Here is a 14,484-nt window from a genome sequence, read left to right on the forward strand (position 1 = left end):
GCCAGCGCCGATGGTACTGCGTAAAAGTGGGAGAGTAGGCCGCTGCCGGATTTATCCAAAGCCCATGTTCTTTGAGCATGGGCTTTTTTATTGTTTAATATTTTCCATCAGATAATTATTCTTGTTTTTTTTCGTTCATTTCTTGAACTAACCCGGTAAAATATGGAGCAAAAAACTGTGTTGCACAATAAATGGAGAGAGAACGTGTTTTTCGTATCTCTGATAGTTGCGGCTTCAGTTTTTCCTTTTTCCGAAGCATTGGTTAGTATTTCCGCCGGATTGCTCTTGTTTCAGTCTCTGGCTTTCCAATTGAGTAAGAATAGAAATAAAGAGCTACAGTACCGAAGTATTATACTGTATCCAATTTCGATATTTGGAGTTTATTTAATCGGTACAATTTTCACACTGGATTTTTCTTTCGCATTATACGAACTGAAAAAAGTTGCCTTTTGGCTAATTATACCACTTGCCTTTTATTTGTCTCCCCGGCTTTCGGATAAGAGAGTTTATTTGGTTTTATTGATATTCGTAATTTCGGTTACAGTTGCCAGTTTGTTTTCTGTAGGGAAAGTTGTATTAAATGACTATTTGCAAATTGGCGATTTTCGCTCAAATAGTATGGTTTCACACATCAGATTTTCGTTTCAGGTTATACTATCGCTTATTTTGGTTTCGTGGTTTGCCCTTAATAGCCGTAAGATTCCAATTAAGATCCATCCATTAGTTTTTGTTGGGGTGTTTTTGTGGTTAGGCTTTTTTCTTTTCTTTTTGAAGTCGTTGTTGGGGATTCTCGCATTCATCGGAACATTGTTGGTTTTTCTTGTTTTTATGGTTTTTTACACCAAGCGTAGAAAGCTGAAGTTGTTGTTGATTGCCCTTGTGTTGCTGGTTATTCTAATTCCTTCGGTTTTTGTTGCTAATGTGGTGAAGGGTTTTTACAACTTTGAGAATATCGACGCAAGCGAGGTGGAAAAATACACCCCTTCTGGAAACACCTACAGTCATAATTTTGAAGATGGCACACGGGAAAATGGACATCTTGTTAATGTGTATGTTTGTGAGAAAGAACTTCGGCAGGAGTGGAACAAGCGCAGTGAAATAAAATACGACGACGATTTGAATGGATACATGCTTGGCGCAACGCTTATTCGATATTTAACTAGTTTAGGATACCGGAAAGACAGTGTAGGCATGAGTAAGCTGACCGAAAATGATATTCAGCTTGTGCTTGAAGGGGTTACCAATTACAAGTTTAAAAACTATTCGTTTTCTATTTACCCACGGATTTATGAAACTGTTTGGGAGTTGGATTACTACACCCGCACAGGCGATCCCAACGAAAAAACATTAGCTCAGCGTATCGAATTTGTAAAGGCGTCGGTGGTTCTAATTAAAGAAAACCCGCTTTTCGGGATTGGAACGGGAAATTGGGTGAAAGAGTATAATGAGGTTTATGACCGGATGGAAACGAAGCTTTTGCCCGAGAAGCGTGGTCCTTCCCACAATCAGTATCTGAATTACCTGGTTAAGTTTGGCCTTATTGGTTTTTTGTGGATTATTTTCGCAATTCTGTACCCGGTTTTTCGATTAGGACATCGCACTAATTTTACATTTATTTTGTTTCTGATTGCTTACGCGTTTGCCAACCTTGGCGATGCCAACCTTGAATCACACATGGGATTGTCATTTTTTGTGTTTTTCTACAGTCTATTCTTGTGGAATTCCACCAGCGAAATGAAGAAATCTATTCTTTAATTCCAATTACAGCTAAATACAACTATATGGCTGGTATTCTATTGATTAAGAATACTGCCCTTTCTGGCTGCATTTGTGCTTTCAACAATTTCATAATTTTTTTCAACATAACTTAAAGTGTTTGCTCCAATTCTGTAAGTAATATGCAGAAAACCAAAACACATTCATTTGTTGAGGCGATACATTTGTTCTGTATCCTATTTCTAAGAATTAACTGATATCACAAATGAAGATGAGTACTATTCGCAATTGCACTTTATTCCTTTTCGCCTTTTTCATAATTTCATGTCAACAAACAGATGAAAACTGGTTTGACAATGCTTCGAAAACTGTCGACAGACAACTGTCATTAGCATCGGAGCATTATACTCCCGAAAATAATCCACGGTCGATTTATCCAGATGGTACCGTTCGCTTGTGTCACCTAAAAGACTGGACTGTTGGTTTCTTTCCCGGTTCTTTATGGTACGCCTATGAATTAACCGGAAATGCTTCGTTAAAAGAGCAGGCCGTTAAGTACACTGAAGTTTTGGATTCTATTAAATATTGGACCCATACTCACGATCTTGGGTTTATGCTGTATTGCTCATACGGCAACGCATATCGTTTAACTAAAAATGAATCTTACAAAAATGTACTTAAGACGGGTGCCCGCTCACTTATTTCACGGTACAATTCCAATGTGCAAAGCATTCGCTCATGGGATTTTGGTGAATGGCAATTCCCGGTTATTGTAGATAACATGATGAATTTGGAGTACCTGATGTGGACTGCAGAAGCGACCCACGATAAAGTCTATTCAGAGATAGCTGTTAACCATGCTAATACTACGCTTGCCAATCATTTTAGAGATGATTTTAGTTCGTACCATGTTGTTAGCTACGACACCTTAAGCGGCAAACCCATAGAAAAAGGAACGCACCAGGGATATTCAGATGAATCTTCGTGGGCAAGAGGCCAGGCATGGGGTTTGTACGGGTACACAATGATGTACCGTTTCACCAAAGACCCTGCTTACCTGCAAATGGCAGAGAATATTGCTAAGCTGATAATGAGCCTCGAAACCATGCCAGATGATAAAATTCCATACTGGGATTATAACGCACCGGATATTCCGAACGCCCCCAGAGATGCTTCTGCTGCTGCTATTACAGCAAGCGCTCTTCTGGAATTGTCTGAATTCACCAAAAACGGCCAGCCCTATTTCGACTATGCAGAGTCGGTATTAATGAGTTTGTCATCGCCTGAATATTTAGCTAACCCGGGGGAAAATGAATTTTTCCTATTAAAACACAGTGTGGGCGCATTGCCGAATAATTCGGAAATAGACACACCTATTAATTACGCAGACTATTATTACATCGAATCACTTCTTCGTTATAAAAACCTGAAAAAAATCTAAACGAAAAAAATGAGCATGAGAATGGAATTTACACACCAAACGAGATGATTAAAATCTCATGCGAATTCCGTCTGTTGCCATAAAAAACTTAAAAATTAAAACAGATGAAAACAGGTATTCTGTTAACTGCACTTCTGGTCGCAACTGCTTTTTTAAATCCGGTTTTTGCCGGTGATACTCCAAAAGTATATGAGATACTTAATCTCGATTTTCCTGGTTTTGAAAAAGTAAAACAGCACGTCGAAAATAAAGATTATACAAAAGCACAGGAAGCACTGCTCGATTATTATCGGCAGCGAACTTCAATCAAACATCCGGATGTAAATCGTGAGGATAAGCAAAAAATGAAGGGTAAACGTCTTGATGAATCGACCCTTGAAAAAGCCAATAACGGACTTAAACACCATTTCTTTGTTCATAAAGGGTATGGTTATTTTGATTTTGGCGATACTATTAACTGGCAATACTGGCCGGTGAAAGACAACGAAATACGCTGGCAGTTGAACCGAATGTACTGGTGGATTCCGATGGGAGAGGCCTACTGGTCAACCGGCGACGAAAAATATGCTAAAGAATGGGTCTGGCAAATGCGTGACTGGATTAAAGATAATCCGCGCGGGCTATCTAAAGAAAACGACCGTTTTGCCTGGAGGCCTCTGGAAACAGCACGAAGAGTGCAGGATCAGACAAATCTGTTTAACTACTTTATCGATTCTCCTAATTTTACGGCTGACTTTTTAGTGGAGTTCCTGGTTAATTATTACGTGCATGCTGAATGCATTCGCCAAAATTATTCAGAAAGGGGCAACCATCTTTTATTTGAAGCTCAACGGTTGATTTACGCCGGTGGCTTTTTCCCTGAATTCATTAACGCCGGTACCTGGCGTAAAGAGGGAATTGACATTCTGAATACCGAAATTGAAAAGCAGGTTTACGCCGATGGCATGCAATACGAGCTTTCGCTGAATTACCACATTGCCGCCATCAACATTTTTTTAAAGGCGCTGTATATGGCTCAGTTGTGCAATATGGAAGACGAGTTTCCCAAAAGCTACTCAGCCTGTATCGAGAATATGATAATCGCAATTGCCAACGCATCTTTCCCCGATTATACCTACCCGATGTTTAGCGATGCTAAAAGAGTTTCAGATGGTAGCATGCAAAAAAATTATCAGAGTTGGCTGAAAGTTTTTCCTGATAATGAGGTTATCCGTTATTTCGCAACCAAAGGAAAAAACGGGAATGCGCCTGGCCATCTTTCCAAAGGGCTTACTAACAGCGGAATTTATACTTTTCGAAACGGGTGGAAAAAAGATGCGACCGTACTGATATTAAAGGCTTCTCCGCCGGCATTTTGGCACAGCCAGCCCGACAATGGAACTTTTGAGCTGTGGGTTAAAGGCCGGAATTTTATGCCCGATGCCGGCTGTTATGTATATAGTGGCGACGACGAGATTATGAAGCTTCGGAACTGGTATCGTCAAACGAAAGTACATCAGACATTAACGCTGAATAATGAAAACATAAATGTTGATGCACATCAAATTCGCTGGTCGGTATCTCCTGATTTGGATGAACTGAAGTACAGCAATCCCAGCTATGATAATCTGGACCATGAGAGAAACGTATTTTTTGTCGACCAATCATTTTTTGTACTTGTTGATAAAGCCATCGGAAAAGGTACCGGGCAAGTTGATTTGCACTACCAATTAATAGAAGGAAATGCAAATGTAAATGCCAAAGCAAAAAGCATTGCCACAACATTTGATGATGGAAACAATGTAATCATCCGGTGCTTCGGGCCAAAAACAATGGAACTGATTGAAGAAGAGGGTAAAGTTTCCTATTCGTACCGGAAGGAAATTGAACGGCCGGCTGTGGCTTTCAGGCAACCGAAACCGGACGGAAAAACAGTAAAGTTCATTACCGTAATCTGTCCGTTTGACGGGCAAAAAGCTCCTGAAATAAAAGCTGCCTTTATTACTTCAAAAGACAATAAAGAGCAGGTTGAATTGGTCGTTAACGGCAAAAAACATCTATTAGATATTTAAAAGAATAAGCTTCGAACCACAATACTCAGTTAATTCAACTCAGACATTATCTATTAATTTTTAATCAATATGAAGAACCAAATAACAAAACTCGTTTTAGCCGTATGTATTATGGCTATGTCGACTAGTATTTTTGCCCAAAAACCGCAAAACGTGCCCTACAAAGCTGGATGGGAAACGGATTTTGAAGACTGGCAGGTGGTGGATGTAAAATATCAATCGAAAACCTGGAGATGGAAAGCCAGCGAAACCGTCACAATTACAGATAGTAAAAAAGAAAATGACGACTGGTTAATATCTCCGGCCATTAATTGTTCAGGTAAGAAATCTCTTAAAGTAACCTTCAATGCCGGTTGGAACAAAGCTCAATCATCAAATATCGGGCTTTATTGCGCTTTAAATTATGATGGTAATTTCGATACGGCTGAATGGATTTTGGTGGAAGATAATATTATTCCTGACAGCCATCCTTACGGATTTAAGTCTGATGACTACCTGCGATACAGTAAAAATGTAAAAGTTAGCGGAAAGGAAATTCATTTCGCCATCAGGTACCATTCTAACAATTCTCCTGAAGATGTTCAAAATGAAATTCGTATCAGGCGCTTTAAAGTGGCTGGTAAATAATTATAACTAAAATTAAACATACAATGACTACAACTACAAACATTACAAAATCAGCATTGCTGCTATTATTAACGCTGGCAGCCACATTTGTAACCAAAGCACAAACAACCGTTTATTCCACAAATTGGAACGACTCATTTGACGGGTGGACAGTAATTAACGACAAAGAAGACTCAAAAACGTGGGATCACAGGGGCTCAACCGACGGACTACAGGTAGATAATGAGTTAAATGCCAGAAGTGAAGAGTGGATTGTCTCTCCTGAATTCGATTTCTCAGACGGTTCAGCTTATTCGCTGACTTTCGACAGGGCACAGGCCGATAATCCGACTCCCGCCGGAATTCTCGATGTATATTTTGCAGAAGACTGGACCGGTGATGTTTCTACAGCAACCTGGCAACTGATTGGCGAGGATATTACAAACGGTTTGCCGGTTGGATGGGACGGTGGAGCCGGTTACCGTGAATATACAAAGCAGATTAGCAGTTCTTCTGCTTCGGTTCGCATTGCTTTTAAATACCACTCTGAAACCGGTTTTGATGAAGTAGACAACAATAAAAATCGTATTCGCATAAGAAATTTTGCAGTAACAACCTCGGCTAGTGTCGACAAGTGGGAATTACCTTATGTTGCTGCTTGGGCTTCTGATTTGGAAGACTGGACTGTTGAAGACAGAGGAACAATCGGGAGAGTTTGGAAATGGAACAGATCTTCTACTGTTAGTATTACCGACAGTAAAAAAGAGAACAACGGCTGGCTAATTTCTCCTGCCATTAGTTGCGCCAGCAGCAGCCCCAAAGTTATCTCTTTCAATGCGGGGTGGAACAATGCCCAATCGTCAAACATATCGTTGTATTATTCCGTTGATTATGATGGCGACTTCGAAAGTGCTACCTGGGTACAAGTTGATGAGAACATTATTCCTGAAGCACACGAATTTGGGTTGGGAGTGTCATCAATGTATAGTTATAGCAAAACAATAGAACTTGAAGCCGCTGTTGCTCACTTTGCTATTCAATATGCACCTTTTGGAGAAGCAGGAGACTCTCAAAACGAAATTCGCGTTAACAACTTTACGGTTGAAGAGGGCACAACTACAGGCATTGACCAACACAAATCTGCAACGTTAAATATATATCCGAATCCGGTTAAAGATGTTCTGAACATTACTACGGTAGGACATTGTAAAATTGATATTTATAACCTTACCGGGCAGCTGGTGAAAAAAACTGCTGGCGAGCCAATGCAAATAGATGTTTCAGCCTTAACAAATGGTCAGTACATTATTACGGTAACGCAAGGTAATGAAGTGACTACTTCCAAATTTGTCAAACAGTAATAGTCCTAACGAGATAAAGAGGTTGCCAAAAAGAGAACTGGCGTTGAACTAGTACTTTCAATTTGTAGCCCGTAACCTGCGAATCCCTTTAAACCTTCCTGTAAAATGGGAGGTTTAAAGGCTTCTGTGGTTGATGTAAGAGGCGACTATGTTGTTACTTGTAATTTGTAAGTTCTTCTGTTTTGACTAACGCTTTTTGGGGTGCCTCTTTCTCGTTAAAAGTAGAGCGTATGAAACAAACATGAATTTTCTTCATTCAAAATTCACAAAAGGGAATGATTAAAATTTATGTGAGTTCCTGAATGTCTTCAAATTTTTTGAACATTCATAAATCAAAAAAATTATACCGATGAAACGGATTTCTATATTCTTATTCCTGGTTCTGATTTGCCGGATATTATTATTCGGGCAGGAGTATAATTACAAATCAACTTTACCCCAAAGTTCTAAACCCGGTCGTATTAAGCTTGACGCTAACGGAACTCTGTTTGTTACTCATCCTCTTACTCACCAGGTGCTACAAATAAATATCGAGGACGCCTCTGTGATAGCTGAGGTAGGAGTTGCTGATACACCGGGGCGCAGCGCCACATTATTAGATACGCCAACAGATATTGATACTGACAGTGAGGGCAATATTTACATAGCCGACAAAGGCAACTTTCGCATTGCAAAATTCTCTGCTGATTTAACGTACCTCGAAGAGTTAGAGCTTGGTACTAAAGCTCCGGAAGGAGTTACCGTTGGCCCCGATGGCAAACTGTATATTTGTTATTCAGGAAGTGAAGTCGGGTTGGCTATTTATAATGAATCGATTCTCGAACAAAATATTACTACTCTTTCAACCGATCGCTTCAGAAATCCTAAAAAAGTTCGGTTTACTTTTGATAGTCAGCTGTACATAGTGGATCGAAATACAGGCATCATTAAAGTATCTTCTTTTACTAATGAACAGGCAAATGTAAGTCAACTGATTAAAAAAGAAGACGGCGCAACAGTTCTCGTCAGAAATGAGGATTGTGCTTTTTCATCGCAAGGCTCAATGATTGTAACCAGCAACGGCGATAATGATTCACATGGCTTGTACCAGGGATTGTATCGGTTTAACAGGATGGGGCTGTTTGTTGACAGAATTGGTTTTGCCGGAGCAACTGAAAGTAACGACGGTTTCAAGGCTCCTGTTGGTATTGACATTGACAGCAATGACAACATTTACATTGCCGATTACAGCAACAGTCGGATTCAGATATGGGAAGCCACTGATGTTAATGCCCCTGAATTTATGAGTTTTAATATAATCAATAATTCAACTACCGGTGTCACTTTTTCTTTTTCGTTAAACGAAGCAGGCACGTTATATGGCATTATTCAGGAAACTTCTCTGTCAGCGCCCGAAATAGAAGAAATTCGTAACCCAACAACTGAACAAATAGCATTTCAGGTGCCTTGTCGCACGCCCAATCAAAGTATAAACTATTCCGAGGGAAATCTCAGTACAAATACAGATTACACCATTTACTACATTGCGGTTGATGAAGCAGGCAATACTTCATCCCGTTTTAATTCCAGCGTGTTTTCAACAACGGCTCAAATTAACCATTTAGTGAGCCTGGAGAAGAATGTTACTTCGGTGAAATTAGCACTTAATGCTTCAATGGTGGGTACAGTTTGGTACACTATCGAATCTTATTCGGGGCAGGAGCCTGCGTACACTACTTCCAACCAAATCAAAAACTCGCCTGACGGGAAAAGGTGTAATTATCCAGATGCCGGAAAAGATATTGAATTAAGCATTAATAATTTGTCTGAAGCATCAATATACCGCATTTCATATTTTATTGAAGGCGAAAACGATGTGAAAACGCAGGTTTCCCATTATGTATTTAGCACCTTCAATAATTTTGAAAAGATGCTGCAACGCTATCGTTATTGGTGTGTGGGAGATAATGAAGTCGATTATGAAAATAGTTTGATTCAGGCGCGTTACCGAGCTATTGTTGCTGCCGGCGAAAAGGCTTTGGGAAATCTCTATTTGTACGATGTTAACAATCCCGGGAATGTTTACGATTTGGTAAATAGCAGCGACGATATAAAACACATCAGGGAATTGATTCGCGAAACCCTGTTCCCTTTGGCATTGTTATACAATACACCCGGTTCGGTTAATCTTACAAATGCGTATTATAAAAATCCGGACACAGAACGACAATTGATGGACTTGTTCCGCTACCTCAACGCCCGCGGCTTTGCAGAAGGATGCAACAGCAATTTTAAAGGCGGCGGTGTTTATCTTGGCTTAACCGGCTATTTTTATGCATCAATGCTGATGAAACAAGAGCTTGATAAAGCCGGACTTCTGGAGCAGGTTAGTGAGAATATGCAATGGTGGACGCGTTGGGAATTGTTAGAAATAGCGCCTCAGCCATGGTCGTACGAACAAAAGTCGGCTCTCAAACAAGCTGATTATGTCAGAACCTTTTACAACAATCATTTAATGACCATTTTAACCTTGCCAGACCATCAGCTGGATCGAAATTCAAAAATGTTGTTCCTGTCTGATATTTACAATGAGTCCTGCGAAATATCGTACGGCTGGGGTGGCTATATAAAGCCTGATTTTACCGGCTATCATCATCATGGAATCTGGGGAAGTGCCTACGTTACAGAAGCGCTCCACGTATCGTCGCAAATGAGCATGATTACAAAAGATACACCCTATGCTTTTAGCTTAAGTGCCCTAAATAACCTGAGTGAAGCAATGTTAGCGTATCGTTTTTATTGCAATACATATGATAATCCCGTTGGAATTTGCGGGCGCTTTCCTGCTAATCAGGGCAATTTGTTGTTGCACACTCCTGCATTTGCTTACCTGGCTGAGTCGGATATCAACAGCGAAAAAACAGTGGAATTAAAAGGAGCTTTCAATCGCTTAATGGCGGCTCCTCAGAGTTTTTTGATTAATACCCTTGCTCCCGATGTACGTTCAGACATTCAGTTTAGAGGAGGAATAGGCGGTTTACAGAAAGTTGTTGAATTGTATGCTGCTACTGAAGCTGAAAATTCCCCGGAAGGGAACAGAACTTTTCCGTATGGAAACTTGCAAATTCATCGGCGAAACAACTGGATGGTTAGTGTGAAAGGCTTTAGTAAATATGTTTGGGATTACGAAAACAATGGTGAGCAGAATTGGTTTGGCCGCAATCAGTCTGCAGGTGCTCTTGAGGTTTTTGCAACCCGTGAATCTGAGTCTGATATTGTTACAGCCGAAGCAAGTGGTTGGTCCGAAGCTGGGTATGACTGGAATCATGTGGCTGGAACAACCACGTTCAATCTTCCAAACTGGACCGATCATGACAAATCGTATATTTGGGCGAAATTTTCGCCTGAATCTTTTGTAGGCGGGGTGTCATTAAATAAGCAGAATGGAGTTTTTGCCCTCAAGTATGTAGATGTGAGAGAAACCGGCTGGGTAAAGCGTGATTATAAACTGAATGCCAACAAGTCTTACTTTTTTTTTGATGACCAGGTTGTTTGCCTGGGGTCTGACATCCAATCCATTCATCCGGATTACGAGGTGCATACAACCTTGTTCCAAAACTACCTGGAGGATACTTCAACGCCTTCTGCAATAAATGGGAACGAAAGCACAGGCACTGGCCTCAATTATGTTCAACCCGAAAGTAATCCGGTGTATCTGACTGATGTTACCGGCAACGCCTATTTTGTAAAAAACGGAGCCAATCTGAATGTGACCCGCTCTTTACAAACATCGCGCGACAATCGGGATAAGAATGATACCGAAGGTAATTTTGTTAAAGCGTGGATCAATCACGGAAAACCTGATGGCGCCGGCTATGAATATCTGTTGTGGGTTCAGGCTCCGGACGGCAGAATTAAGGAACTTGCAACCAATCCGTCAGAATATTATTCTGTGGATCAGAAAGATGACGTGGCGCACATTGTAACGCATCATCAAAAGAAAATGACTGGTTTTGCCATTTTTAAAGGCAATGAAATAATCGACAAGAAGCATATTTACAGCACGTCTGACGATTGTCTGATTATGACGCATCAGGTTGATAATAACACGTTGAACATAAGTGTTGCACATCCCGATTTGGGGTGGCTGGATAAAGATGAAAGCCTGTATCAGTGTTGGAGTGTTAACGACGGCAATCGGTGGCTGAAACCACAGGAACAACCGGTTGAGGTAATTTTAAGTGGCAAATGGACTATTGCAGAAGAACATCCTTCGGCGATATTTGCCGGCTATGATGAAATAAAAAATCAGTCGGCGTTTTTATTTAAATGCTACAACGGGGAGAGCATCGACTTGGAAATTCACGCAGAAAATGCCACTGCAATACAGCGTCTTTTAGACGATTTTCGGGTGGAATTGTATCCCAATCCCAGCAATGGAGTATTTACACTGGAAATATCAAAACCTGCAGAAAAAATGGAAATTGTAAGCAGTTGTGGAAAAGTTGTATCGTCTTACAACCAACTGCCAGCCGGAACACATCGTTTTGTGCATCAGTTTAAATCCGGTGTTTACTTTATTCGTCTTACGGACAATGCGTACTCGGCAACTAAAAAACTAATTATTCAGTAATTGGTTGTTTTTCGTTTTTAATGTTTGAAATTCGGCGTTGGGTTAACTAACCATCGTTTGGAAAGAAAGGGAAGGTTCATAACATAATTGAAAATGTACAGTTGTGTTAGGAACCTGATTTTTTCCTCTCCAGTGACAGGGACGATTTGCGGAAGATTCTGTTTGTTTTTAGGAAAGATGGGCAGGTTCTTTTTTTAATCCGTAACTGCACCATTTCAGCTTTTCGGTTACTGTTTTTTCCAATAGAAGCTGGTTTGTTGAAACCTTTTCTCTGCTTTCAATTTTATGCCAAAGGTGATAGGTAATGGCCTGAAATTTTATTTTTTTGAAAATGAGTCCCTGGTTAAATAGTCTGGCCACCAGTTCAGTGTCTTCCATTCCCCAACCCTGAAAATCCTCGTTCCAGCCATTTACCGCCAGAATGTCTTTCTTCCAAACGCCAAGCAATCCTCCTCGCAGTCGCGATGAATATTTTAACGGTTTTAAAAATTTATTTATAAGGGGGAATCGAAGCGAATTTAAACGGTTCGTTTCAATTTCTTCTGACAATAGCGGAAATACAGCATTCGCGCGCTGATTTGCTATTCTTGAATCTGTTGCTGTTTTTTTTAGAAAAACCCGGGAGCCAATGAGCGCTTCGTTTTTTCTGGCATGGGTTTTAAAATCCCGAATAAAATTTTTGTGGAAGAACAGGTCGCCATCAGAAAAAATAAGGTAGTCGCCCGAACTCGATTTTATGGCCGAGTTCCGAATGGCCGCAGCTCTGAATCCTTTGTCTTCGTGCCAAACATGGAGAAGAGGCACCGGAAATTTTTTTTGAAATGTGTTAATAATTTGCAATGTGTCATCCGTTGAACCATCATCCGCAATAATTACTTCTGTCGGCAACACCGTTTGTCTTTCGATGCTTTTCAAAATTAAAGAAAGGGCTCCGGGGCGGTTGTATGTTACAATGATAAGTGACGTTTTCATAATTTACAGAATCTTTCGGTAAAAATAATCAGATTCAGCAACTGCTTCTCATTTAGTAAAAATAATTGCACATTTTTTAGAGCGAGTAGGGCGCATGTTTTTTTGCAACGAGAAGACAAAAAAATACGAACTTTTTAGTGCTAATATTGTTCTGGGTTAAAAGAAAAAAGACAAAAAAGTATGGAAAGGAGAAAATTTATTGCCGCCATTGGTGCCGTTGCTGTTGCTTCGCCTTTTATCGGAAGCTTCACTTCTTGTGCGTCAGAAACAAAAAGTTTTGAAGGACACAAGTTCCCCGAATTAGGTTATGATTTTAACGCATTGGAACCTTATATTGATGCACAAACCATGGAGCTGCATTACACAAAACATCATCAGGGATATTTTAATAAATTTATGAAAGCCGCAGAAGGCACAGAGTTGCTTAACACCCCGATGGAAGATATTTTTGCGAAAATTAGTCAGCAACCCGGAGCAGTCAGAAATAACGGAGGAGGTTTTTACAATCACTCGTTGTTTTGGGAAAATATGACTCCTTCGAAAACTGAAATTTCGGCGGAGCTGAAACAGGCTATAGAAAATGATTTTGGTTCGGTTGAGGCATTTCAGGAAGAGTTTGGAAAAGCTGCAAAAACGCGCTTCGGAAGTGGATGGGCGTGGCTTGCGGCCGGTACTGACGGAAAACTGTTTGTCACTTCAACGCCGAACCAGGACAACCCGTTAATGGATGTTGCAGAGAAAAAAGGTTCTCCGTTGTTGGCGCTCGACGTGTGGGAACACGCCTATTATTTGAACTACCAAAACAGACGGGCGGACTATGTGGACAATTTCTGGAATATTGTAAACTGGGACGTTGTTAAAAAAAGGTTCGATTTGGCGAAAGCCTGAGATTTAATTGGAACATTAGCGGTGGCGCATTATTTTTGAGGTCTCAAAATCAAAAAAATGAACCATCGTTTTGTTTTTATAGGCGCAGGTAATTTGGCTACCCGGTTGTCAACCCGGTTTCAGGAAAAGGGCTTTTCCATCGAACAGGTTTACAGTCGCACTGAAGATTCCGCTAAAGCACTTGCCGACCGGCTCCAAACAGCTTACACAACCTCACCTGAAGATATTATTTCAGATGCAGATATTTACTTTGTAGCGTTAAAAGATTCCGCTTTTCAAGAGGTCCTTCCAAAACTGGATATTCAGAATAAACTGCTGGTTCACTGCTCCGGAAGCATGCCGCTTTCCTCGCTTGAAGCGTATTCTGAAAACATTGGCGTAATTTATCCGCTTCAGACTTTCTCCAAAAAAAGGGAAGTCAATTTTTCGGAAATCCCTGTCTTTGTTGAAGCCAATTCTCCCGAAAACGAAAAGAAGTTGCTTCAGGTTGCAGGCGCAATTTCAGAAAAAGCCACGGTCTTGGATTCTGAAAACCGGATGTATCTGCACCTTTCGGCGGTATTTGCCTGTAATTTTGTAAATCATTTTTATACAATTGCCGGCGAATTGCTGAAATCGAAAAACATTTCGTTCGACGTGTTGCACCCATTAATTCTTGAAACCTCGCAGAAAGTTCAGGCAATGGAGCCTGCTTTTGCCCAAACCGGGCCTGCTGTGCGTTTTGATAAGAATGTTATTGCAAAACACTTGAACGTGTTAAGAGAGTTTCCCGAGTTTGGGAATTTATATGAGATAGTTTCGGAAAGCATTTTTAAATTTCATCAAAATAAATAATTC

The 14,484-nt window shown here is 40.5% G+C and carries 9 protein-coding genes; 8 read left to right on the forward strand and 1 reads right to left on the reverse strand.

The genetic code is table 11. The features are described 5' to 3' along the window. The first annotated feature begins 162 nt into the window (after positions 1-162). The 6 genes from BUB08_RS18850 (at position 163) to BUB08_RS18875 (ending at position 11,787) form a co-directional block, all read left to right on the forward strand. Positions 163-1,755: an O-antigen ligase family protein gene (locus BUB08_RS18850; protein WP_073003482.1), complete on the forward strand. Its 1,593-nt coding sequence runs from the start codon at positions 163-165 to the stop codon at positions 1,753-1,755. A 226-nt stretch (positions 1,756-1,981) separates the two neighbouring features. Next, a complete protein-coding gene (locus tag BUB08_RS18855) occupies positions 1,982-3,157 on the forward strand; it encodes a glycoside hydrolase family 88 protein (RefSeq protein ID WP_245820226.1) in 1,176 nt (391 codons plus the stop codon). A 104-nt stretch (positions 3,158-3,261) separates the two neighbouring features. Further along, positions 3,262-5,208 carry a heparin-sulfate lyase HepC gene (gene hepC, locus BUB08_RS18860; RefSeq protein ID WP_073003484.1) on the forward strand — a complete coding sequence of 649 codons (1,947 nt, stop codon included), beginning with the start codon at positions 3,262-3,264 and terminating at the stop codon, positions 5,206-5,208. 69 nt (positions 5,209-5,277) lie between these two features. After that, the gene (locus tag BUB08_RS18865; protein ID WP_073003485.1) at positions 5,278-5,835 is read left to right on the forward strand and encodes a choice-of-anchor J domain-containing protein; all 558 of its coding nucleotides are present in this window, start codon (positions 5,278-5,280) and stop codon (positions 5,833-5,835) included. A gap of 23 nt (positions 5,836-5,858) precedes the next feature. After that, on the forward strand, positions 5,859-7,175 hold the full coding sequence (locus tag BUB08_RS18870) for a T9SS type A sorting domain-containing protein (protein ID WP_073003486.1): 1,317 nt from the start codon (positions 5,859-5,861) through the stop codon (positions 7,173-7,175). 349 nt (positions 7,176-7,524) lie between these two features. Next, on the forward strand, positions 7,525-11,787 hold the full coding sequence (locus BUB08_RS18875; protein WP_073003487.1) for a chondroitinase family polysaccharide lyase: 4,263 nt from the start codon (positions 7,525-7,527) through the stop codon (positions 11,785-11,787). Between the two features lie 168 nt (positions 11,788-11,955). Here BUB08_RS18875 and BUB08_RS18880 read toward each other — a convergent pair whose 3' ends face one another. Continuing rightward, positions 11,956-12,759: a glycosyltransferase family 2 protein gene (locus BUB08_RS18880; protein ID WP_073003488.1), complete on the reverse strand. Its 804-nt coding sequence runs from the start codon at positions 12,757-12,759 to the stop codon at positions 11,956-11,958. A 180-nt stretch (positions 12,760-12,939) separates the two neighbouring features. On the opposite strand from BUB08_RS18880, the gene BUB08_RS18885 reads away from it, so the two are divergent. Both BUB08_RS18885 and BUB08_RS18890 read left to right on the forward strand, forming a co-directional pair. Further along, complete coding sequence (locus BUB08_RS18885; protein ID WP_073003489.1) at positions 12,940-13,647, forward strand: superoxide dismutase; 708 nt, start codon at positions 12,940-12,942, stop codon at positions 13,645-13,647. A gap of 57 nt (positions 13,648-13,704) precedes the next feature. Continuing rightward, the gene (locus BUB08_RS18890; RefSeq protein WP_073003490.1) at positions 13,705-14,481 is read left to right on the forward strand and encodes a Rossmann-like and DUF2520 domain-containing protein; all 777 of its coding nucleotides are present in this window, start codon (positions 13,705-13,707) and stop codon (positions 14,479-14,481) included. Positions 14,482-14,484 lie beyond the last annotated feature (3 nt).

The organism is Mariniphaga anaerophila (assembly GCF_900129025.1).
Lineage (GTDB): Bacteria > Bacteroidota > Bacteroidia > Bacteroidales > Prolixibacteraceae > Mariniphaga > Mariniphaga anaerophila.

Coding starts and splice junctions, on each gene's coding strand:
- BUB08_RS18850 (WP_073003482.1), top strand. CDS start 163: ATGGAGCAAAAAACTGTGTTGCACAATAAATGGAGAGAGAACGTGTTT.
- BUB08_RS18855 (WP_245820226.1), top strand. CDS start 1,982: ATGAAGATGAGTACTATTCGCAATTGCACTTTATTCCTTTTCGCCTTT.
- hepC (WP_073003484.1), top strand. CDS start 3,262: ATGAAAACAGGTATTCTGTTAACTGCACTTCTGGTCGCAACTGCTTTT.
- BUB08_RS18865 (WP_073003485.1), top strand. CDS start 5,278: ATGAAGAACCAAATAACAAAACTCGTTTTAGCCGTATGTATTATGGCT.
- BUB08_RS18870 (WP_073003486.1), top strand. CDS start 5,859: ATGACTACAACTACAAACATTACAAAATCAGCATTGCTGCTATTATTA.
- BUB08_RS18875 (WP_073003487.1), top strand. CDS start 7,525: ATGAAACGGATTTCTATATTCTTATTCCTGGTTCTGATTTGCCGGATA.
- BUB08_RS18880 (WP_073003488.1), bottom strand. CDS start 12,759: ATGAAAACGTCACTTATCATTGTAACATACAACCGCCCCGGAGCCCTT.
- BUB08_RS18885 (WP_073003489.1), top strand. CDS start 12,940: ATGGAAAGGAGAAAATTTATTGCCGCCATTGGTGCCGTTGCTGTTGCT.
- BUB08_RS18890 (WP_073003490.1), top strand. CDS start 13,705: ATGAACCATCGTTTTGTTTTTATAGGCGCAGGTAATTTGGCTACCCGG.